Annotated in this window: 20 protein-coding genes and 2 tRNA genes; 12 read left to right on the top strand and 10 right to left on the bottom strand. The window is 45.4% G+C overall.

Annotation, left to right across the window (positions count from 1 at the left end):
* A complete protein-coding gene (locus ICN31_RS04870; RefSeq protein ID WP_216259111.1) occupies positions 1 to 1,524 on the bottom strand; it encodes a fumarate hydratase in 1,524 nt (507 codons plus the stop codon).
* Positions 1,525 to 1,689: 165 nt separating this feature from the next.
* Here ICN31_RS04870 and acs point away from each other — a divergent pair, with 165 nt between their 5' ends.
* From acs to ICN31_RS04845, 5 genes are all read left to right on the top strand, one after another.
* Positions 1,690 to 3,663: an acetate--CoA ligase gene (gene acs, locus ICN31_RS04865; RefSeq protein ID WP_088525949.1), complete on the top strand. Its 1,974-nt coding sequence runs from the start codon at positions 1,690 to 1,692 to the stop codon at positions 3,661 to 3,663.
* 48 nt (positions 3,664 to 3,711) lie between these two features.
* A tRNA-Ser gene (locus ICN31_RS04860) sits at positions 3,712 to 3,802 on the top strand.
* Between the two features lie 96 nt (positions 3,803 to 3,898).
* Positions 3,899 to 4,204, top strand: coding sequence for a YciI family protein (locus ICN31_RS04855; protein ID WP_216259110.1), 306 nt, complete (start codon positions 3,899 to 3,901; stop codon positions 4,202 to 4,204).
* A 60-nt stretch (positions 4,205 to 4,264) separates the two neighbouring features.
* Positions 4,265 to 4,621, top strand: a complete 357-nt coding sequence (locus tag ICN31_RS04850) for a DUF6516 family protein (protein ID WP_216259107.1) — start codon at positions 4,265 to 4,267, stop codon at positions 4,619 to 4,621.
* Entirely contained in the window at positions 4,618 to 4,968 is a 351-nt protein-coding gene (locus ICN31_RS04845) for a winged helix DNA-binding protein (protein WP_088525946.1), read from the top strand. The genes ICN31_RS04850 and ICN31_RS04845 overlap by 4 nt, the downstream gene beginning before the upstream one ends.
* A 1-nt stretch (position 4,969) precedes the next feature.
* Here ICN31_RS04845 and ICN31_RS04840 read toward each other — a convergent pair whose 3' ends face one another.
* Entirely contained in the window at positions 4,970 to 5,563 is a 594-nt protein-coding gene (locus tag ICN31_RS04840; protein ID WP_216259105.1) for a DUF1080 domain-containing protein, read from the bottom strand.
* A gap of 129 nt (positions 5,564 to 5,692) precedes the next feature.
* On the opposite strand from ICN31_RS04840, the gene ICN31_RS04835 reads away from it, so the two are divergent.
* From ICN31_RS04835 to nadB, 4 genes are all read left to right on the top strand, one after another.
* Positions 5,693 to 5,911, top strand: a complete 219-nt coding sequence (locus tag ICN31_RS04835) for a hypothetical protein (protein ID WP_216259103.1) — start codon at positions 5,693 to 5,695, stop codon at positions 5,909 to 5,911.
* 173 nt (positions 5,912 to 6,084) lie between these two features.
* Positions 6,085 to 7,887, top strand: coding sequence for an NADH-ubiquinone oxidoreductase-F iron-sulfur binding region domain-containing protein (locus ICN31_RS04830; protein WP_216259101.1), 1,803 nt, complete (start codon positions 6,085 to 6,087; stop codon positions 7,885 to 7,887).
* 1 nt (position 7,888) lies between these two features.
* Positions 7,889 to 10,783 (top strand): formate dehydrogenase subunit alpha, encoded by a 2,895-nt coding sequence (gene fdhF / locus ICN31_RS04825; protein WP_216259100.1) that lies wholly within the window; start codon positions 7,889 to 7,891, stop codon positions 10,781 to 10,783.
* A gap of 78 nt (positions 10,784 to 10,861) precedes the next feature.
* Entirely contained in the window at positions 10,862 to 12,517 is a 1,656-nt protein-coding gene (gene nadB, locus ICN31_RS04820; protein WP_216259098.1) for an L-aspartate oxidase, read from the top strand.
* A gap of 5 nt (positions 12,518 to 12,522) precedes the next feature.
* On the opposite strand, the gene ICN31_RS04815 is transcribed toward nadB, so the two are convergent.
* The 6 genes from ICN31_RS04815 to pgi form a co-directional block, all read right to left on the bottom strand.
* Positions 12,523 to 12,795, bottom strand: coding sequence for a BrnA antitoxin family protein (locus ICN31_RS04815; protein ID WP_216259096.1), 273 nt, complete (start codon positions 12,793 to 12,795; stop codon positions 12,523 to 12,525).
* Positions 12,770 to 12,967, bottom strand: coding sequence for a BrnT family toxin (locus ICN31_RS04810; RefSeq protein ID WP_255530974.1), 198 nt, complete (start codon positions 12,965 to 12,967; stop codon positions 12,770 to 12,772). The genes ICN31_RS04815 and ICN31_RS04810 overlap by 26 nt, the downstream gene beginning before the upstream one ends.
* A 226-nt stretch (positions 12,968 to 13,193) precedes the next feature.
* Positions 13,194 to 14,048, bottom strand: a complete 855-nt coding sequence (gene nadC, locus ICN31_RS04805; protein ID WP_088525939.1) for a carboxylating nicotinate-nucleotide diphosphorylase — start codon at positions 14,046 to 14,048, stop codon at positions 13,194 to 13,196.
* Positions 14,049 to 14,051: 3 nt separating this feature from the next.
* Positions 14,052 to 15,179, bottom strand: coding sequence for a quinolinate synthase NadA (gene nadA / locus ICN31_RS04800; RefSeq protein WP_216259090.1), 1,128 nt, complete (start codon positions 15,177 to 15,179; stop codon positions 14,052 to 14,054).
* Between the two features lie 38 nt (positions 15,180 to 15,217).
* The gene (locus ICN31_RS04795) at positions 15,218 to 16,603 is read right to left on the bottom strand and encodes a phosphomannomutase/phosphoglucomutase (protein ID WP_216259088.1); all 1,386 of its coding nucleotides are present in this window, start codon (positions 16,601 to 16,603) and stop codon (positions 15,218 to 15,220) included.
* Positions 16,604 to 16,611: 8 nt separating this feature from the next.
* Entirely contained in the window at positions 16,612 to 18,111 is a 1,500-nt protein-coding gene (gene pgi / locus ICN31_RS04790; protein ID WP_255530911.1) for a glucose-6-phosphate isomerase, read from the bottom strand.
* Between the two features lie 100 nt (positions 18,112 to 18,211).
* Between pgi and ICN31_RS04785 the strand changes: the two genes are divergently transcribed.
* Both ICN31_RS04785 and ICN31_RS04780 read left to right on the top strand, forming a co-directional pair.
* Positions 18,212 to 19,345: an NAD(P)/FAD-dependent oxidoreductase gene (locus tag ICN31_RS04785; RefSeq protein ID WP_216259085.1), complete on the top strand. Its 1,134-nt coding sequence runs from the start codon at positions 18,212 to 18,214 to the stop codon at positions 19,343 to 19,345.
* A gap of 34 nt (positions 19,346 to 19,379) precedes the next feature.
* Positions 19,380 to 19,469 (top strand) — tRNA-Ser (locus ICN31_RS04780).
* Positions 19,470 to 19,821: 352 nt separating this feature from the next.
* Here ICN31_RS04780 and ICN31_RS04775 read toward each other — a convergent pair.
* Together ICN31_RS04775 and ICN31_RS04770 are read right to left on the bottom strand one after the other, a co-directional pair.
* Positions 19,822 to 20,379: a cyclic nucleotide-binding domain-containing protein gene (locus ICN31_RS04775; protein WP_216259084.1), complete on the bottom strand. Its 558-nt coding sequence runs from the start codon at positions 20,377 to 20,379 to the stop codon at positions 19,822 to 19,824.
* Positions 20,379 to 21,230, bottom strand: a complete 852-nt coding sequence (locus tag ICN31_RS04770) for a 3',5'-cyclic nucleotide phosphodiesterase (protein ID WP_216259082.1) — start codon at positions 21,228 to 21,230, stop codon at positions 20,379 to 20,381. The genes ICN31_RS04775 and ICN31_RS04770 overlap by 1 nt, the downstream gene beginning before the upstream one ends.
* A gap of 134 nt (positions 21,231 to 21,364) precedes the next feature.
* Here ICN31_RS04770 and ICN31_RS04765 point away from each other — a divergent pair, with 134 nt between their 5' ends.
* A complete protein-coding gene (locus ICN31_RS04765; RefSeq protein ID WP_216259081.1) occupies positions 21,365 to 22,978 on the top strand; it encodes a methyl-accepting chemotaxis protein in 1,614 nt (537 codons plus the stop codon).
* The last annotated feature ends 18 nt before the right edge of the window (positions 22,979 to 22,996 follow it).

Here is a 22,996-nt window from a genome sequence, read left to right as displayed (position 1 = left end):
TTAGATAATCTTGACCGGAATGCCGGCAATTTTTGCTTGCCATTCTTTCGGGCCAGTCTCGTGCATTGAGATGCCTTCAGAGTTCACGGCAACGGTCACCGGCATGTCTTTGACATCGAATTCATAAATGGCTTCCATGCCTAAGTCGGCAAAGCCAACTACTTTGGCAGACTGAATGGCTTTTGATACCAAGTAAGCAGCACCACCTACGGCCATTAGATAAGCAGATCGATGCTTCTTGATCGCTGCGATTGCTTCTGGACCACGCTCAGCTTTACCAATCATCGAAATTAAACCTGTCTTGGCGAGCATCATCTCGGTGAACTTATCCATGCGAGTAGAGGTCGTAGGGCCTGCGGGGCCTACTGCTTCGTCACGCACAGGATCAACAGGGCCAACGTAATAAATGATGCGGTTCTTAAAGCTCACTGGCAATTCTTCGCCCTTAGCTAGCATATCTTGGATGCGTTTATGAGCGGCATCACGACCAGTCAAAATCTTGCCATTCAATAACAGGGTATCACCTGGTTTCCAGCTTGCTACCTCTTCAGGGGTCAGCGTATCAACATTGACATGCTTCGATTTTTTAGTATCAGCAGTCCATGTGACGTCTGGCCAATCAGACAATGAAGGTTTTTCTAACTTAGCAGGACCATCGCCATGCAAGTGGAAATGAATGTGACGGGTAGCCGCACAGTTCGGAATCATTGCCACTGGCAGAGATGCAGCATGCGTTGGGTATTCCATGATCTTGATATCGAGGACAGTTGCCAAGCCACCGAGGCCTTGCGCACCAATACCCAATTTGTTTACTTTGTCATAGATCTCAAGACGCAGCTCCTCAGCACGAGTCTTCGCGCCACGGGCAATGAGTTCTTGAATATCGACTGGGCCCATCAAAGATTCTTTTGCCATCAACATGGCCTTCTCAGGAGTGCCACCAATACCAATACCCAGAATGCCAGGAGGGCACCAGCCAGCTCCCATGGTTGGAACGGTTTTCACTACCCAATCCACAATCGAGTCAGAAGGATTGAGCATCACCATCTTGGCTTTGTTTTCTGAGCCACCACCTTTGGCGGCGCAAATCACTTCAACATCATCACCCGGAACAATTTCATAGTGGATGACAGCAGGGGTGTTATCACCCGTATTTTTACGCTTGCCAGCTGGATCAGCTAAGACCGAAGCGCGAAGCATATTTTCTGGGTTGAGGTAGGCGCGACGCACACCTTCATTGACCATATCAGAAACACTCATCGTGGCATCAGGCCACTGAACATTCATACCAATTTTGAGGAAGACAACGGCAATACCAGTGTCTTGGCACATCGGGCGGTGGCCTTCAGCGCACATCCGGCTATTGGTCAATATTTGCGCCAAGGCATCTTTAGCAGCTGCACCTTGTTCAAGTTCGTAAGCCCTGCCCATGGCGCTAATGAAGTCCTTGGGGTGGTAGTAAGAAATGAACTGAAAGGCATCTGCAACGCTTTGAATGAGGTCGTTTTGTTTGATATTTGTCATGGTTTTCTGCTTAATTTTTCAGGTTTGCGCTATTTTAAGGGTTTGCCATAGAGCAAATCCTGGGTGTTTTCACTTATCTTGGAGTGTCGTGAGTGTCTAATGCCACCATTTTGCGACATTTTGGCAAAAATAGACGACTGATTATTTGATTGAGGGCTGTGAAGTATGGAACCATTAAAGCAAGAAAACCGCGTTTTTCACCCACCTGCAGATTTTATGAAGGGTGCTGCAGTTCCTGGCATGGATGCCTATAACAAGCTTTGCGCAGAGGCGAATGCTGATTATGACGGTTTTTGGAGTCGTCTTGCCAAGGAGAATATCCACTGGAAGCAACCTTTTTCAAAAGTATTAGATGAATCCAAAGCGCCTTTCTATAAATGGTTTGAAGATGGCACAACTAATGCCTCTTATAACTGTTTGGATCGCCAAGTCGCAAATGGTTTAGGTGACAAAAAAGCGATTATTTTTGAAGCTGATGATGGCACAGTGACCAACGTTAGCTACAAAGAGCTGCTCGAGCGCGTTTGCAAAATGGCAAACGCCTTACGCAAAATGGGCATCAAGTCTGGTGACCGCGTCATTATTTATATGTCAATGTCGATTGAAGGCATTGTGGCGATGCAGGCTTGTGCCCGTATTGGTGCAATTCACTCGGTCGTGTTTGGCGGATTTTCTGCCAAGTCATTGCAAGAACGTATCGTTGACGTAGGCGCATGCGCAGTGATTACTGCTGATGAACAATTACGCGGCGGTAAAGCTTTGCCACTCAAAGTGATTGTGGATGAGGCTCTTGCATTAGGTGGATGCGAAAAAATTAAAAACGTGATCGTCTACAAACGTACCGGTGGCAATATTCCGATGGTTGCGGGCCGTGACTCCTGGATGCATGAAGTAACTGCCAATGAGGCGACTACTTGTGAGCCAGAGTGGGTCAGTGCAGAGCATCCACTATTTATTCTTTACACATCTGGCTCAACTGGTAAGCCAAAGGGCGTACAACACTCCACTGGTGGTTATCTCTTGTGGGCAATTTTGACAATGAAGTGGACTTTCGATATCAAGCCAGACGACGTGTTCTGGTGTACGGCAGATATTGGTTGGGTAACAGGCCATTCTTACATTACCTATGGCCCACTTGCAGTTGGCGCCACTGAGATTGTGTTTGAAGGTGTGCCGACTTATCCCAATGCTGGCCGTTTCTGGCAGATGATCCAAAAACACAACGCAACCATTTTCTACACAGCACCAACAGCGATTCGCTCTTTGATTAAAGCGTCAAGCAATGATGAGGCTGTGCATCCGAAGAGTTACAACTTATCTTCCTTGCGTCTCTTAGGCTCTGTAGGTGAGCCAATTAATCCAGAGGCATGGATGTGGTACTACGAAAATGTGGGCGGTTCACGTTGCCCCATCGCAGATACCTTCTGGCAAACCGAAACGGGTGGCCACATGATTTCACCATTGCCAGGTGCAACGCCAATGATTCCAGGTTCATGCACCTTGCCACTGCCAGGCATTCAGGCGGCAATTGTGGATGAGGCGGGCGCCGATGTACCCAATGGTCAGGGCGGTATCTTGGTTGTGAAGCGTCCGTGGCCTTCTATGATTCGAAATATTTGGGGTGATCCAGACCGTTTTGTGAAGTCGTATTTCCCAGAAGAATTGGGTGGTACTTTATATCTGGCGGGTGACGGCGCTATCCGTAATAAGGACACTGGCTACTTCACGATTACTGGTCGTATCGATGACGTCTTGAACGTTTCTGGTCACCGCATGGGAACCATGGAAATCGAATCTTGCTTGGTTGCCAATCCATTGGTTGCTGAGGCAGCAGTAGTTGGTCGTCCAGACGAACTCACTGGTGAGGCGATTTGTGTCTTTGTCGTTCTGAAGGGCGGTCGCCCGACTGGAGACGCTGCTAAAAAGATTGCGACTGAACTGCGTAACTGGGTTGGTAAAGAAATTGGCCCAATTGCTAAGCCAAAAGACGTGCGCTTTGGTGATAACTTACCGAAGACCCGCTCAGGCAAGATCATGCGCCGCCTGTTGCGGGTGATCGCTAAAGGCGAGGAAATTACGCAAGATACCTCTACCCTTGAGAATCCAGCGATTTTGGAGCAACTCAAAGAGGCTCTTTAAGCGCTTCTGACTAAAACCCTTTCGGCAAACGTATAATCATTCCTTTCCGGAAGGGTGGATGAGCGGTTTAAGTCACACGCCTGGAAAGCGTGCGTAGGTTAATAGCCTACCGCGGGTTCGAATCCCGCCCCTTCCGCCAAGTAGCATCGAAACCATCTTCGGATGGTTTCTTTATTTCTACTTCCCGTAAGATGCTAGTTAGAAATTCATTAAACAAAATCAACATGGAGACACTATGATTTTTGCAATCTTATTAATGGATCGACCAGGCACCGCACAATTACGAGTAGAGGTAAGACCGGAGCACCGCGCCTATCTTGCTCAGCAGGCGGAGCGGATGGCTTTTGCTGGGCCGCTCACCTCAGAGGATGGTAAAACCGTTGTAGGCAGCTTATTAGGAATGGATTTTCCAAGTAGGGCAGATGTCGATACTTGGTTGAAGGATGAGCCATTTACCAAAGCAGGTGTTTATGAAAAACCGATCATCCATGTCTTTAATAATATGTGGGAGCAAAAGGTTGGATTTCCGCCAGTGAAATAAGGCCATCGTCTAAGCAGGGATGTTACTTTTGGTATATCATCAAGTGATATATTAGGAGGAATGCGAAAACGTGGGATTACGACTCTTTTAGATCTTCATCAAGAGGTCATAGATCAGGGTGATGGTTACTGGGTCAAGATTGAGGCTTGGGAAGTACAGGCGAGTTATGCAGTGCCACATGGAGTGCGGTATTCATTAACTTTGCATAACCCAAAGGGTTTAAGAATTCTGGGTTATGACAATGCTCATTCTGTGAAGATGAGATCGGGTTACTCTGGAAGAAGACTGACATACGATCATAAGCATCGTAGTGCTACAGATCCAGGGATTCCATATGAGTTCAGGGACGCACACCAACTATTGTGTGATTTTTTTGAAGACGTTGACAGGACCTTAACAGCGGAAAAAGAAATATGAAAATAATCAAAATAGGGATTGCATCACAAAAAGATATTAGGGCGCGCATACTCGCCATTGCTAAAGGCGATCTAAAGCCGAAAGCAGGCGATCCAAAAATATGGTTTACCTCGATGCGCTCTTTGGCGCAGGTCTTGAGTGATGAAAATAGAGCTTTGTTACATGTCATACGTGCATCTAAGCCAGTATCGATTTCTGAGTTAGCAGAACTTACCGGCAGAAAACAGGGGAACTTATCTCGAACATTAAAAACAATGTCGAATTATGGTTTAGTCAAAATGCTACAGGAGGCTAAGGCCTTAAGGCCTGTAGCCTGTGGCGATCGTTACGAAATAACACTTCACTAATTTAAATCGGCTTAATCTCTAACTTCCTAAACTTAATAGTGCCGCCAGCAGATTGCAAAGCGATTGGCCCATCTGCAAACTTACTATCTTTCACATCAACGGTTACTGCGCCGTTCATAGATACTTTTAGCCCAGAGCCGTTAGCAACAATTTCCATCGTATTCCAGCGACCGCCGGCCTTGTGGATTGGATTTACTTTGGCTACATCCACAATTGCTCCAGTGGAATATTCTTGACCAGGGCGCGTATCCCAAATATTGACCTCATATGAAGTTGCTGCGGCAATCTTAGTAGGGTCTTGGCAGCGAAGAAAGATGCCACTATTGGTATTGGACTCTGCCCAAAACTCTGCGCGAATAATAAAATTTTTATAACTTTTCGTGCTGACTAAAAATCCATTCGGCTTATTGCCTTCGATGATTCCATTGCCGATCACCCAATTTGCATTGCCAACAATGTTCCAGCCTTCTAAGCTCACACCATCAATGAGGTTGGTATAGCCACTAGACGATTGGGCATTTACAGTGTTGATCGAAAGTAGGGCGCTGGCAAAAGAAAAGACAATTGCTGCAATCCGTTGCTGGGTCGATTTCATAAGGTTCTCCCGGTTGAATATTGTTATTTTTAATGCTGTCTCCAATGATTATTGTTGCTGAGTTTGCCAAAACATGACAAGTCAATACTTTCCCTTAACCCCCATTCAATAATCCAGTAGACTTCAGGTATGAATTTAAGAAAACTACCCATTCTCCTTGCAGCTACCATGATTGCAATGCTCTCAGGCTGCGGCTCGATTGAATCTGCGGCCCAAGACGATTGCACTTCTATTGGCTGGGTGGTTGGTAGCAAGGGCTATCAAGACTGCTTTAAAGCTCGGGTATATGAGCGTAAGCTCGATTACTCCAAACCTCCAGGCGACAAGCCAGCCCCATCTCTTTTATAGATTAGGGTAAACCCTTAATTCATTCCCTTGAGCGCCGTCAAGGACTTAAGGGGTGAAATAACCCAAAATCAATTGATTATTTGCATATCTAGTAAGGTAAGTTCATTTTCGCCTCGCTTTGGGATGCCTAGACGCTTTAATGCAATACCAGTAAAAATTAGAGATTACATACTATGAATCACCCAAAGCCTTCCGATGCAGTTAAAGCCGTTGCGGTTGCCACTGCAGATGATTTAAGGGAGACCATTCGACGCAAGAGCAAGCTAAAAGGTCGCCAAGCAGACGATGCTTCATTAGCAGAAGTGCGACAACTGATTGGGGATGCTGTTCATCGTCGTGATTTGTTGATTGAAAATCTCCACCAACTCAATGATGAGTACCGTGCTTTGCATGATCGTCATTTAGTTGCACTGGCAAAAGAAATGAATTTGCCGATGGCTGAAGTATATGAAGTAGCTACTTTCTATCACCACTTTGAAGTAGTGCGCGGCAACGATCCTGTAGCCGATATCACTGTGCGCGTATGCGATGGTATTTCCTGTGAATTGGCTGGCGCGCAAAACCTGTTGGCTAAGTTACCTGCGATTCTAGGTAACCCTAAAGTGAAAGTGATTGCAGCTCCTTGTGTTGGGCGTTGCGAGCAGGCGCCTGTGGCAGTTGTGCATCAGTATCCAGTGTTATTTGCAACAACAGATAAAGTACAAGCTGCTGTAAAAAATAATATGACTACTCAGCCCATGGCTAAAGATGATGCTAATTTTGATCCAGCATCTTTAGCAGAGCAGGGCATCTCACCTCAAGGCGAAAATCAAGCAGTGTCTCCTGACTATGTTGGCTACGAGGCTTATCGCGCGCAAGGTGGCTACGCTCTTGCCAAAGAAATTATCGATGGTAAACGTGATGCGGAAAACATCATCAAGGCAATGGAAAGTTCTGGCTTACGCGGTCTTGGCGGCGCAGGTTTCCCAGCAGGGCGCAAGTGGCGCATTGTTAAAGATCAAATAGCGCCAAAACTGATGGCTGTCAATATTGACGAAGGTGAGCCGGGAACTTTTAAAGATCGCACTTATTTAGAGCGCGATCCACACCGTTTCTTAGAAGGCTTACTCATTGCGGCAAGCGTAGTAGGCATTGACGCTTGCTACATCTATTTACGTGATGAATATCACGGCTGCCGTGAGTTGCTCGAAGCAGAATTAGCTAAGCTTAAAGCAAATCCCCCATTTACATTACCGACGATTGAATTGCGCCGTGGTGCAGGCGCCTACATCTGCGGTGAAGAGTCTGCCATGATTGAAAGTATCGAAGGCAAGCGCGGTGAGCCACGGATGCGGCCACCTTACATTGCTCAGGTGGGTTTATTTGGACGCCCAACACTAGAACATAACTTTGAAACCTTGTATTGGGTGCGCGATATTGTGCAGCGTGGCCCTGAGTGGTTTAGCTCTTTTGGTAGGCATGATCGCAAAGGTTTGCGTAGCTTTAGCGTTAGTGGTCGTGTCAAAAAGCCGGGCGTGAAGTTGGCTCCAGCGGGGATCACGATTCAAGAGCTCATTGATGAGTACTGTGGTGGCATGCAGGATGGCCACAAGTTCTACGGTTATTTACCAGGTGGAGCATCAGGCGGTATTTTGCCTGCCACCATGAATGACATCCCATTAGACTTTGATACTTTGCAGCCCTATGGTTGCTTTATCGGTTCTGCAGCGGTGATGGTATTTAGTGACAAAGATAAGGCGCGTGATATGGCGCTCAATGTAATGCACTTCTTTGAGCATGAGAGCTGCGGTCAATGCACTCCATGCCGTGTTGGCACTGGCAAGGCGGCAACATTGATGCAAGCTAAATCATGGGACCAAGCTACTTTAGAAGATCTAGCAACCGTGATGATCGATGCATCTATCTGCGGTCTCGGCCAGGCAGCACCTAATCCGATTCGTTGTATTGCGAAGTATTTCCCGAACGAAATAGCCTAATATGAACGCACCAACCAATCCAAAAGAACTCGAATTACCAACTGTAGAGTTCAAGCTCGACGGTAAGACTATTGTTTCCTACGAAGGTGAAACTATTCTCAAGGCTGCGAAACGTCACGGTATTGATATTCCGCATTTGTGCTTCAAAGATGGCTATCGCCCTGACGGTAACTGCCGTGCTTGCGTAGTTGAAATTAATGGCGAGCGTACCTTAGCTCCGAGCTGCTGCAGAAGTGCTACCCCCGGGATGGAAGTGAAGGCCAATAGCGAGCGTGCTGTTAAGAGCCAGAAACTCGTACTAGAGATGCTCCTCTCCGATATGCCCGATGAAGGCTTTAAGTGGGTAGGGGATAACAAAGCGGAAGAACAACAAAATCAACATGGAGAGCTCAGTACTTGGGCTACCCGCATGGATGTCACAGTGCGCCCAGAGTTAAAGGCATTACGTCGCGAGAAAGTGGCACACGACATATCTCATCCAGCGATGGCAGTAAACCTAGACGCTTGCATTCAATGTAATCGTTGTGTGCGTGCTTGTCGTGAAGAGCAGGTCAATGATGTGATCGGCTACGCCATGCGCGGTGCCCATAGCGAAATTGTCTTTGATCTGAATGACCCCATGGGGGATAGCACCTGTGTTGCTTGTGGTGAGTGTGTGCAAGCTTGCCCAACCGGTGCATTAATGCCAAAAGGTTTAATTGGTTCGCAAACGGTTGATCGCAAAGTAGATTCTGTTTGCCCATTCTGCGGTGTCGGTTGTCAGATCACTTACAACGTTAAAGATGAAAAGATTGTGAGTGTAGAAGGCCGCGATGGTCCTGCTAACCATAATCGTCTTTGCGTTAAAGGTCGTTTTGGTATGGATTACATCCACAACCCACAACGTCTTACCAAGCCATTAATTCGTAAGGCGGGCGTCCCGAAAGACGAGACTGCTACTCAGAATCCTCAGGATTGGTCTAGCATCTTCCGAGAAGCAAGCTGGGAAGAAGCGTTAGAAGTTGCTGGCGGCGGCCTGAAGAAGCTGAAGGACAAACATGGCTTAAAAGTATTGGCAGGCTTTGGTTCAGCTAAGGGCAGTAACGAAGAAGCTTACTTGTTTCAAAAGCTAGTACGTACTGGTTTTGGCAGTAATAACGTCGATCATTGCACGCGCCTTTGCCATGCCTCTTCTGTAGCTGCATTGCTGGAAGGCGTTGGTTCTGGTGCCGTAAGCAATCAAGTGAATGATGTTGAGCACTCGAGCATGATTTTCTTGATTGGATCAAATCCAACTGCCAATCACCCAGTTGCCGCTACTTGGTTTAAGAATGCCGCCAAACGTGGCGCCAAAATTGTATTGTGTGACCCACGTTTGACTGAGATCAGCAAACATGCCTGGCGTACGATGCAGTTCAAGCCCGACACCGATGTAGCGATGCTCAATGCCATGATCTATACGATCATTGAAGAAGGTTTAGCTGATCAAGAGTTCATTCAAAATCGTGCCAATAACTTTGAAGCCCTAAAAGAAAATATCAAGGGTTATAGCCCTGAAGCGATGGCGCCGATCTGTGGAATTTCAGCAGAAACTTTGCGTGAAGTGGCTAGAGAATTTGCAACTACAAAATCAGCAATGATCCTGTGGGGCATGGGTGTTAGCCAACACGTTCATGGTACGGATAATGCGCGTTGCTTAATTGCGCTGGTGAGTATTACTGGTCAAATTGGTAAACCCGGCTCTGGTTTGCATCCATTACGTGGTCAAAACAATGTGCAAGGCGCCAGTGATGCTGGATTAATACCGATGATGTTCCCGAACTACCAACGTGTAGACAATCCAGAGGCGCATGCGTGGTTTGAAAAATTCTGGGGTACGCCATTAGATAAAAAACCTGGCTATACCGTTGTTGAAATCATGCATAAGATCACCGCACCTGATAGTGATCCCGATAAGATCCGCGGTATGTATGTCGAAGGTGAAAACCCAGCGATGAGTGATCCCGATTTAAATCATGCACGCCATGCACTAGCATCCCTAGAACACTTAGTTGTTCAGGATATCTTTATGACAGAGACAGCTTTGCTTGCGGACGTTGTTTTGCCAGCAAGCGCTTGGCCAGAGAAAGTGGGCACAGCAAGTAATACCGACCGCATGGTACAGATGGGTAAAAAAGCGATTGACCCTCCTGGTGAGGCCAAGCCAGACCTGTGGATTATTCAAGAAATCGCAAAACGGATGGGCCTGAATTGGAATTATCAAGGACCCGATGCTGGTGTTGCAGCAGTCTATGACGAAATGCGTCAAGCGATGCACGGTGCCATAAACGGTATTACTTGGGAGCGCCTCGAAAAAGAATCTAGCGTTACTTATCCATGCCTTTCTGCTGAAGATCCAGGTCGCCCTATCGTATTTGATGACTCCTTTGCAACTCCTGATGGCAAGGTCAAGCTGGTGCCAGCAGATATCATTCCTGCTAATGAGCGTCCAGATACCGATTACCCATTTGTATTGATTACAGGTCGTCAGTTAGAGCATTGGCATACCGGCAGTATGACAAGACGCGCTACTGTGCTTGATGCGATTGAGCCTATGGCTACTGTCTCGATGCATGGAGAAGATATGACTCAGCTGGGTGTTACTGCTGGCGATGTGATTACCGTTCAATCTCGTCGTGGTGAAGTTGGTATTCATGTGCGTAGAGATGATGGCACTCCAAGAGGTGTAGTGTTTATTCCGTTTGCTTACTATGAAGCTGCAGCAAACTTGATCACCAATTCTGCTTTAGATCCATTTGGCAAGATTCCAGAATTTAAGTATTGCGCAGTCAAGCTGGCCAAGGGTGGGCAGGCAGCTAAGGTGATGGGTTATGGTACGAATGATACTAAGCTCAATCAGGCGGCAATCACCACCTAAGTATTTGCTTTACATGCACTAAAACCCAAAAAGGCTTCACTGTTGGAGCCTTTTTGTATTTGCCCAGTAGAATGATCCATGGCTAGTTCAAAACCATCCTCCTCACAAGCTCAAGCTGACTTACCCGTTCTGATCATTGGCGCAGGCCTTGCGGGCTTAACTGTTGCCTTGCATATGGCTGAGTCCCAGCCAGTGATTTTGATGGCTAAGCGTGGTCTAGGCGATGCTGCTACTGCCTGGGCACAGGGTGGCATTGTAGGAGTAGTGGATAAGGAGCATGACAGTGTTGATTCTCATGTGGCTGACACAATCGATGCAGGTGCTGGACTCGTAGTCGAATCTACCGCACGCTATATTGCCGAAGAAAGTGCTGAAGCGATTAAGTGGTTGGTAGAGCAGGGGGTGCCATTTACAACTGATGAGTCTGGTCCGATGGGTTTGCATTTAACTCGTGAAGGTGGACATAGTCATCGTCGTATTGCACATGCAGCAGATGCAACAGGCAAGGCAATTCATGAAGTTCTTTTAGATAAAGCAAGAGCCCATAAAAATATTCAGATCTTAGAACATTGGATTGCGCTTGATCTGATTACCAATCGTCATCTTGATGCTAAGACACAGCGCACTAAACCGAATCGTTGTTACGGCGTATATGCCTTGGATATTAAAAATAATCGTGTAGAAACGATTCAGGCAAAGTCAGTGGTCCTTGCTACTGGTGGCCTAGGAAAAGTATATCGCTACACCAGTAATCCTGATACCGCTACGGGAGATGGTATTGCGATGGCTTGGCGTGCAGGCTGCCGTGTCGGCAATATGGAATTTATTCAGTTTCATCCGACTTGTCTGTATCACCCTAACGATCGCACCTTCTTAATTACTGAAGCTATGCGGGGTGAGGGCGGACTCTTAAAATTACCAGATGGTACTCCTTTCATGTCAGAGCACGACGAGCGTAAGGAGTTGGCGCCACGTGATATTGTTGCAAGAGCAATCGACTTTGAAATGAAAAAGCACGGTTTAGATTATGTTCATCTTGATGCCACCCATTTAGGGGAAGTCTTCATCAAAGAACACTTCCCCATGATTTATGCGCGCTGCTTAAGTCTTGGTCTAGATATTACTAAAGAGCCAATACCCGTAGTGCCTGCTGCTCACTATGCCTGTGGTGGCGTGGTGACTGACCTCAAGGGCAGAACCGATCTACCAGGGTTATATGCAGTCGGAGAAGCTACCTATACTGGATTGCATGGCGCTAATCGCCTAGCAAGTAATTCATTGTTGGAGTGTGTGGTCATTGGTAAGGCCGCCGCAGAAGATATCTCTGGACTTAAAACACCAGCGATGCCAAATCTTCCACTTTGGGATGAAAGTCAGGTGGAGGATGCTGATGAGCAGGTAGTGATTGCTCATAACTGGGATGAATTGCGTTCTTTGATGTGGAACTATGTTGGTATTGTGAGAACCAATCGAAGGCTAGAGCGTGCATTACATCGTATCAAACTCCTGAGATACGAAGTGCAAGAGTATTACGCGAACTTTAAAGTGACGCGAGATCTGATTGAACTACGCAACTTACTTGAGTGTGCCGAGTTGATTGTGAGATCAGCACTCATGCGCAGAGAGAGTAGGGGATTGCATTACAGCCGCGATTACCCTGGTACTTGGGCGGTCTCGTACCCAACTATCTTGACCCCTCAAGCAGAGGGTGCAGAAAGTAAAAAAGAAACTTAGTCAACTTAAAGAGCTCCTTTTAAAACTGCCTCTTTGATATGTTTGCTTAAGCGGGTTTGCCAACCCTTACCGCTAGCACGTAATTTTTCCAGAACATCAGAATCTAGTCTAAGACTTAGCATTTCTTTCGCGTTCTTAATGGGTGGACGACCAACGCCTCTTTTAATAAGAGTATCGCCAATATAGACGTGGGCATTTTGAAACCACTGTTCGTCAAGCTCGGGGGCATCATCAGGGTCAACCCATTCTTTTTTAGTATCTGGAGATTTCGCGCGCATTTGCTTTCCTCATGCTAATAATTCTTCGTTTATTTCCTCTGTATGTCCAAACTACAACAACAGCTCTGCTATCCAAGTAGCCCATCGTGATAATTCGTTTTTCACCATAAGGTCTGCGTGTGTCAACTTGGTCGGTATGTGCATTTCTAAATATCTCTATTGACCTTGCCATATCTAATCCCCTTTGTGAAAGGGTTTCCTTTCGCTTCTTTTCATCAAACTCAATCACGCATCCACCCAATTAATGTATTTACAAAAATAATTAATGTCAATACAAAAATAGGGATAAAAGGTGCTTAACCGAATAAATGTATGGGCTTTAGTCTAGAAATGAAAAACCCCACTGAATATCGGCGGGGTTTGAAGAGTTTGTCAGCTAACGCCAACGAAGGGGGGTATTACAAAATGCGCATCGAAAAATCAACTGCACTAACATCCTTGGTTAACTTCCCAAGCGAGATGCGATCAACACCAGTCGCAGCAATAGAGCGCATCTGATCTAGATTAATGCCACCAGAAGCTTCTAGCAATGCACGGCCTGCTGTTAAGGCTACCGCTTGCTTCATTTGATCAGTGGTGAAGTTATCAATCAAAATACTTTTAGCACCTGCAGCGAGGGCTTCTTCTAATTCAGAAAAGTTTTCCACTTCAATCTGAATATCAACGCCGGCATTAAGTGCTTGAGCATTCTTGAGCGCTGCAGTGACACTGCCAGCTGCAGCAATATGGTTTTCTTTAATGAGGATGCCATGCCAAAGGGCAAGGCGTTGGTTTTGACCGCTGCCAACACGTACTGCATATTTCTGGGCTTGGCGTAAGCCTGGAATCGTCTTGCGAGTATCTAGTACTGCACAGCCTTTAGGGTTTGGGCTAACGCCTGCTATAGCCTCAACATGCTGGCGAGTGATGCTGGCAGTCCATGAAAGTGTCTGCAGAAAGTTGATGCAAGTACGCTCAGCAGAGAGCAGGGCTTGAGAATCAGCTTCGATATCGCAAACCTTAGTATCGGCTTTCATGAGATTGCCTTCTCGGTAATACCAGGTCACTTTGGCATTGGGATCGAGCTTCTTGAGGGTGCCCTCAAACCAATCCACACCACAGAGAACTGCCGCTTGGCGGACGATGAGTTGAGCCCGAACAGTTTTGCTGGGTACCAACTTAGCAGTCCAATCGCCAGTACCAATATCTTCCATTAGTGCATCAGCAATATTGCGTTGGCGAGCTTGTTCTAGGGATTCGTTGTAATCAAACATAAATTAAGCAGCGCCAATATTCTTCACAAAGCCATGCTGGGCTTTGGCTAGAAGGTCAGGGTGATTCTTAGTGAAATCGAGCATACGATCAATACAGGTCAATGCTTTAGCACGCACCGACTCTTCAATGAAGATTTCGCCAGAGGCATTCTCCAGGCAATCCAAGATTCCTTGCAAACCATTCATGGCCATCCAAGGGCAGTGGGCACAGCTTTTACAAGTAGCGCTATTACCAGCGGTAGGTGCTTCAATTAATTTCTTGTTTGGAGCCAACTGACGCATGCGATGCAAGATACCTTTATCAGTAGCAACAATATATTCAGTAGCACTACCGTCGACTACTGCTTTGATCATGGCTGAAGTAGAGCCAACTACATCGGCTAAATCAACGACAGCTTGTGGAGATTCAGGGTGAACCAAAATCATGGCATTGGGATGGGCAGCCTTCAGAATTTCTAGCTCAGCAGCTTTAAATTCATCGTGAACAATGCATGCACCATTCCATAACAACATGTCAGCGCCAGTTTGCTGTTGAATATATCTACCAAGGTGACGATCTGGCGCCCACAAAATCTTTTTACCTTCCATTTTGAGTTGATGCACGATCGCTAATGCACAGGAGCTAGTGACCATCCAATCGGCTTGTGCTTTTACAGCAGCGCTGGTGTTGGCATAAACCACGACAACACGATCAGGATGCAAAGAACGGAACTTAGCAAAATCAGTTGCATCACACCCTAAATCTAATGAGCAGGTGGCCTCTAAGTCAGGCATAAAGACGCGTTTCTCAGGGCTAAGAATCTTAGCTGACTCGCCCATAAAGCGAACGCCAGCAACAATGAGGTTCTTGGCAGGATGATTTTTACCAAAACGCGCCATCTCTAAAGAGTCAGCAACAAAACCACCGGTCTCCATGGTCAGATCCTGAATGTCACCGTCGACGTAATAGTGAGCGACCAAGGCAGCATCTTTTTCAATCAGTAATTGTTTAATGCGAGCAATTACAGATGCCTTTTCAGCACCATGAAGATGGGGCGGCGTCTTTGCCCATGCTTGGGCAGTACAGGTGACTCCTGCAGCATCTTGCTGGGGGTAATCAAAGGCAATTGGGGCGCTAACAGTTGAATTCATACGAAATCTTAATCGAACCTTCGTATTTATGTAGAGAGTTAAAACGGCAACTTCGCATCTGGCTTGGCTGCCAGTAAAACAGCCTTAAACTCCGCCTGAATACGGGCAATTGCCTCTTCACTGTCTGCCTCAAAGCGCATTACCACGACTGGAGTGGTATTCGATGGTCTGGCAAGTCCAAAGCCATCGGCGTATTCCACGCGGACGCCATCGATCGTATTGATGGACTCAGAGGTAGGAAACTTGGCATTCGCTTTGATAGTCTCAAGCAATGTAAAAGGCTCACCTTCAGCGCAAGCGAGTTGTAATTCTGGAGTGCAGATGGCGTTAGGTAAATCATTGAGGGTTTTGTTGGGGTCTTTTTCTTTAGAAAGAATCTCCAAAAGACGTGCGCCGGTGTATAGGCCATCATCAAACCCAAACCAACGGTCTTTAAAGAAGATATGGCCGGACATTTCACCGGCTAGTGGTGCACCGGTTTCCTTGAGTTTTGCTTTCACTAAAGAGTGACCGGTCTTCCACATCAAAGGCTCACCACCATGCACTTTCACATAAGTTGCTAGATTGCGGGTGCACTTGACGTCATAGATAATCTGGCCACCAGGATTGCGAGAGAGCACATCTTTAGCAAAGAGCATCATTTGACGGTCAGGGAAAATCACTTGTCCATCTTTAGTCACAACGCCCAGACGATCAGCATCACCATCAAAGGCGAGACCTAATTCGTTATCGGTAATTTGTAGATTCTTGATGAGATCTTGCAAGTTCTCAATATGTGCAGGATCGGGATGGTGATTGGGGAAGTGGCCATCAACTTCACAAAAGAGTTCTTGGACTTCACAGCCCAAAGCTCTAAATAATTTGCCAGCAAATGCGCCACCCACACCATTGCCACAATCAACTGCAATCTTCATAGGACGAGCCAACTTCACATCGCCAACGATGCGCTCTAAATACATTGGGAAGACATCAAAGGTAGAGCGGCTACCTTGGCCGGAAATAAACTTCTTTGCTTCAATTCTTTTGCGCAAAGCCTGAATCTGCTCACCGTAAATGGCGGCACCACCCAAAACCATTTTGAAACCGTTGTAGTTTGGTGGATTATGACTACCGGTGATCATGATGCCCGACTTAGGCTGTTTACCATCAAGTACTTGGTTAGCTCCAAAGTACACCATCGGTGTGGCAACCATGCCCAAGTCAATGACATTGATACCGGTAGAGAGCAAACCTTCGGTTAATGCCTCAATTAAAGAGGGACCAGATAAGCGCCCATCACGACCAATCACAATCTCGGTTTCACCAAGCCCACGCATCTCAGTTCCAAAAGCCTGGCCAATAAGCTTTGCAATGGATGGATCTAAGGTTTCATCAATAATGCCGCGAATGTCATAAGCTTTAAAAATGGAAGGGGATAGCTGCACGGTAAATCCTAACTATTTAATAAATTAATACGCGCTGCGGTAACAGCATCAATATTGTCATTGGCTTCTACATGTGAGTCGCCTAGAAGTGCTTTCTCAATCGGCTTCGCAAGCACTTTGCCATATTCCACTCCAGGTTGATCAAAGCTATTGATATTCCAAAGTGCACCTAGACTAGCAGCACGGTTTTCATAAAGAGCCAAGAGAGCTCCTAGATAAAAAGCATTGAGCTCTGGCAAAAGGATGAGGTTGCTTGGGCGATTACCTGGATAAACATCATTTGGATTCTCAGCCTTTTTGCCGTGTGCTAAGGCTTGGGCTTGAGCTAAACAGTTCGATAACAGAATGCGGTGATGTGCAACAGCCTCGGGCCGATCACTCATGGGCTTGCGTACGGCAATGAAGTCAATGGGAACAACATCACTGCCTTGATGAAGGAGCTGGAAGTAAGAGTGCTGTGCATTGCTACCAGCGCTACCAAAGACTACGGGTGAAGAGTGTTTCACTGGCTTGCCATCACGGTCAATCGATTTGCCGTTACTTTCCATATCGAGTTGTTGCAACCACTTTGGAAACCAATCTAGGGCATCGGCATACGGAATAGCTGCATAGGCCTTAATACCTAGCGTCTCTTGTTGATGTAATAAAGCCAGAGACATGATGACTGGCAGATTTTGCTCTAAGGGCGCATTCTTAAAATGCAAATCCATCGCATGAGCACCAGCTAAGAATTTTTCAAAATTCTTAAAACCGTATTGCAAGGCAATCGGTAGACCCACGGCAGACCATACTGAGTAGCGGCCACCCACCCAATCCCAAAATGGGAAGATATTATCTTGCTCGATACCAAACTCTCTGGCTGCAGAAACATTGGCAGTAACAGCATATAAAGAATTCGCAATTTGCCCTTTGGTGCAGTCTTTATCTTTAAGCCAATTAACTACCGCCTTGGCATTCATCGTTGTCTCTAGGGTAGTAAATGACTTTGAAACAATGATGACGCGAGTGCTATTGGGCTGAGCGCGATCGAGAATGCGTGCCAGCTCGGCCGTATCAATATTGGCCAAGAAGTGCATGCGCATGCCACGACTCTCAATGCCAGGAACATGGGCTAGGGCTTCAATGGCCAAGCGAGGACCAAAGTCTGATCCACCAATGCCAATGTGAATGACATCGGTAACGCCTACCCATTTATTGCACAGAGCTTCAATACGTCGCCATACATCCGTGACAGCTGGCATCACATCTTTGCCATCTAGCATCACTGGTAATTTAGAAAGATTGCGTAGCGCAGAATGTAAGGCAGGGCGATCTTCGCTCAGATTGACATGTTTACCGGCAAACATATCGGCAATAAATTCTTCTAGCTTGGATTTACGGGCCAACGTGAATAACTTTTCCCATTGAGGGGCGCTGATATTTTGGTAGGCGGTATCGAGCACCAGATCGACAGCTATATGGGTGCTAGCAGCGGTATTTTCTGGGTTTTGCATGGGTCTAGAAGACATTGCTAGATTTTATCAAGAAGGGCTACTAAATCCCCTAAAACACTGAAATTGCTAGGAATTCGGTATATTCCTAGTTATGAATGCAAAGATGGGCAAATAGATGGAGCAAGTTGACTGTGTCGTAATCGGCGCTGGGGTGGTTGGCCTGGCTGTCGCTCGAGAAATGGCTCTCCAAGGCCGTGAAACCATTCTGCTTGAGAGAGAAGGCTCTTTTGGCACCATTAGCAGTGCTCGTAATAGCGAAGTGATTCATGCCGGCATCTACTATCCAAAAGACTCACTCAAAGCAAAGCTTTGCGTTGAAGGCAATCGACTCCTATATGAATATTGTCGTACTCATCTAGTAGGAACTCGGCCTTATGGCAAGCTCATCGTTGCAGAGGACTCACAGATTGATGACTTGCAAGCGATTCTTTACAAGGCCCAAAACAATGGAGTACCTGACATTAAGATGATTTCAGGTGAAGAGGCAAGGCAACTCGAACCAAAATTAAAATGTTCAGCAGCAATCCTTTCTGCAAGCACAGGTATTGTCGATAGCCATGCTTATATGCTTTCACTTTTGGGCGGCTTTGAAGATGCCGGTGGCATGATTGCTTACCATTCACCTCTCATTAGTGCTAAGCCTATTGGGCATAGCGCAGAGGGTGGTTTTGAATTAAGCATCGGCGGTCCCGATGGTATGCAATTGCAAACGAAATTGCTGATTAATTGTGCTGGGATGAGTGCCCCCGCAATTGCCCAAAAGATTGAAGGCCTCAATAAAGACCAGATACCAAAAGCCTACTTTGCAAAAGGGAACTACTTTTCACTTTCTGGTAAATCACCATTTACCCATTTGATTTATCCCATTCCAGAGCCGGGTGGTCTTGGTGTCCATCTCACCTTAGATATGGGTGGGCAAGCGAAGTTTGGCCCTGATGTGGAATGGCTTGATATTGAGAATGAAGAGCAAATTAATTACACCGTAGATCCTAAAAGAGGCGAGAGCTTCTATGAGGCTGTGCGACGCTATTGGCCAGAGCTCAAAGATCATTCCTTGCAGCCAGATTATTCAGGCGTAAGGGCCAAAATAGTGCCACCGAATAGCCCCGCAGGAGACTTCTGTTTCAATACCCCGCAAGATCATGGCCTGCAAGGACTCTACAACTTATATGGCTTTGAGTCCCCAGGATTAACCTCCAGTATTGCGATTGCTAGGTATTTAGAGAGAGAAATCAAAAGTTCTTTATAATCTGTGGCTTAAACTCAGGAAGATTCACACAAATGGAAGAGTGGCAGAGCGGTTGAATGCACCAGTCTTGAAAACTGGCGAGGATGAAAGTCCTCCGTGAGTTCGAATCTCACCTCTTCCGCCAAATGCATACATAAAAATAGAGTCACCATAACCAAGTGGGTGCACCCAAATGAATGCTTCAATTAAGTGGCTATTTGCAGCTTTAATTTTAATCCTCACAGTTTTTCTGACAATTGATCAGCTTGTTTGCAATCAGTGGATCTATCACGACTACGCAGCTGGAATAGATCGCCGTTTATCCTGTTTCTGGAAATAACGCTTTTAGCTAACTGGGTTTTTCTTTTACTGAGCAGTTGCGCATTGATCCCAAAGCCCTCGAGAATGAATTTAGAGATGCCATCACCAAAGGTAAACCATGACCTAGTGACCATCATGCTTTAAAAGCTGAGTTGGATTGATCTAAAAACTTCGGATTATCTACTTGCTATTGCAACGTTTTTATTGTGTTCACGCAATATAGCGCAGAGTGCTTTCATATTTGATAATGCTGGAGCCAATTGCTTATTTTTTATAAGGACTGCTTTTTCAGATCGAATTATTAGCTTTGGTTGATTATTGATCATGTCGCATAAAGAGTTGACCACTTCTTTAGCGATGTGTGGGTGACTTTGTAAAAGTACTGCAAACCCCACTGTCGGAACAAACATAACCTCTCCGCCTTCGAGAACCTTTACCGAAGCTGAGCGGTTTTGTCCATCCAGTAGGCCCATTTCACCAACGCATTGGCCGGGATTTAATTGAGCAAGAACCTTAGGAGCGCCTCCAGAAAACCCGCTAAAGATGTAAACCTCTAACTTGCCAGATAAAAGAACATAGAGACCGTCAGATGGATCATCTTGACTAAATAAATTTTCACCGGCTTCTACTTTTTTCGTTGTAGTGATACCTAAGATTGCAAATAAATCTGATGCGGGCAGGCTTTTAAAAAAGGGGATAGTAGCAATCGAAGCTTCTTTTTGAATTTCAGGCATTATTTTTTCTGAAGTTGTTTTATTGATTCTCTTCGAATCTCTTCCATTCCCAACATATTTGAATGCGGACTAATGAAACGGATATAGTTCAAAAAGCCAGTCCTACCATCATTGCTTGCAACAAGATCAGCAGCTTTTGGGTTACTCTTTTTCCACTCTTTGGCGAGCAATCCACTTAATGTGTATCCGTAATTTGGAAGAGCGCTTGCTAACAGATCTGACTCAACCATAAGCATGCACATACAATCAGTTTTGTTAAATTTTAAAAGATTGGAAGAAAATTTATTTGCCAAAGTATTAAAAAATGCTGGATCAGTTGCCAAAATAATTGGCTCCATTCTTCTCATAACGTCTTGAAGCTTTCTAGAAGACAGGTTGCATGCCTTCAATACCTCGTTAATTTTTTCAAGACTACGCTTTTCTAGTTCCTGTGGCGATTTATTAATTGACCCATCATGCCCAAAGTCATGCCCAATTGCACACAATAGAAGCGTCCAGAGATCATCTGATTGAAAATACCAATCACTTGAGATATTTTGGCTGCTTACGTTTTGACTAAGTAATAAAGTAAGTGACATACACACATCTTGGAAGTGACTTCGATTGTGATAGGCGGGCTCAGATAATCCCATACTCTTATTATGGTTTTGTACCTCTTGAGCAAGCTCAAGGCAAATTGTTCGATAGAAAGCCGATGGGTCAATTAGTTCGTTCCAAGGAGGCCTATTAAGTAAATCGGTAATGAATGTAAAAAAATCAGTATCAATACCGGGTGACCGACAGAAGAAACTTTCAATCTCCGGCAGGGAAAACCCTAAAGTTGGCTTATTAGCAGAACGATCTATTTTCAAAGGATCACCAAAAAAGTGCATCTTATAAACATAGCATCTGAACTATGTTTATGATGGCAATTAATAAATGCTACTCATTAATATGGTAGCGTAAAAAAGTTTCACTATAAAAATTAATATACAAGGAGAGTAACGTGTCATTGGCGAAATCATTTGAAAAGCTTGAAATTCGAACAAAGCTCATTATTGGCTTTGTTTCTGTTATTGCTTGCATGTTAGTTATCTCTGTTACATCCCTGATTTCCTTTGGCACATTATTGAAAGGTGCAGAAGACTTATATCAAAAAGATCTATTTGGCGTTTACTATTTGAGCCAAATTGATAAGGACTTGCAGATTGTAGAGCGAAATCTTAATCGTGTGATCATGGCGTATGATCAAAAAGATCAGGAAACGTTAAAACGAAATCTTCCAGCACTTGGTAAAGCTAAAGAAGAGATCCTTGAATATATACGCGAGGTAGAGGGCACTATTCGTAACCCAGAAGTGAGAGCGCGAGTTCACAACCTACGCCCAGAAGTAGAAGCTTTTTTCAAGGAAGTAGATACGGCTATTACTCTCGCTGCAGGAAGAGATGGGTTTAATCAAGCCTACCGTCTAACTTCTGACAAAGCTTTTAGAGACCCTGCAACGAAAATTAAAAATGAAGTAAAAGAAATAACGAAGCAGAAAAAAGATACCGCAAGAAAGTCTATGGATCAGGAAATCTCTGATGTCAACACCATAAAATGGACGGTCGGAATTTTGCTGTTGGTTTCAGTGATGATTTCTATTTTTGCTATTTTATTTGTCAGTAAATCAATTAATAGTCCAATCGATAGGCTTAATAGTTCTTTGGCAGCATTAGCTGATAAAAGGCTCAACACCACGATAAGTGATACTGATTACAGCAATGAAATCGGCCGCATGGCTAAGGCATTAGAGATGATGCAGCACAATTTACGTGAAGCGTTTAAGTCGATTTCTCAAAATGCAACGAGTCTTTCTGCTGCTTCAGAAGAGTTGTCGGCTGTCAGTGTTCAAATGAGTTCTAATGCCGAAGAAACAAATGCACAAGCAGGAACAGCTGCTTCTGCGGCTACTCAAGTTAGTAGCAATATGCAAACTGTCGCAACAGGTGTGGAGGAGTTAAGTGTTAGCATCCGTGAAATCTCATCAAATGCGATTGAAGCATCAGCAGTTGCCACACAAGCTGTTGTAGAGGCAAAAACTACTAACGAAACGATGGCCAAATTAGGCGTAAGCAGCCAAGAAATTGGTACTGTACTTAAGGTTATCTCGTCCATTGCAGAACAAACTAACTTATTAGCATTAAATGCCACTATTGAGTCTGCGCGTGCAGGTGAAGCAGGAAAAGGATTTGCAGTTGTGGCTAATGAAGTGAAAGAACTTGCGCGCCAAACATCTCGTGCTACTGAAGAAATTGGCGGCAAGATTGGCGCTATTCAAAGTGATGTTCAGGGGGCTATTACCTCAATTGCATCGATTGCCGATACGATTAATAAAATCAACGATATATCTGGAATTATTGCTAGTGCCGTTGAGGAGCAAGCTGCTACTGCTAATGAAATTGGTAGGAATGTGTCTGAGGCCGCCATGGGAAGTAATGAAATTGCAAAAAATGTTAGCTCTGTATCTTCTGTTTCTAGAAGTACAACGGAGGGCGCTGCAAATTCTAAACAGGCTGCATTAGATTTATCAAGAATGGCTTCAGAATTACAAGCTTTAGTGAATGCGTTCAAAGTCTAGTGTAAGGACAAGATTCAG

It is taken from the genome of Polynucleobacter sp. UB-Piko-W3, assembly GCF_018881635.1.
In the GTDB taxonomy this organism is placed as follows: Bacteria; Pseudomonadota; Gammaproteobacteria; order Burkholderiales; family Burkholderiaceae; genus Polynucleobacter.
This window is presented reverse-complemented; position numbering and strand designations above follow the sequence as displayed.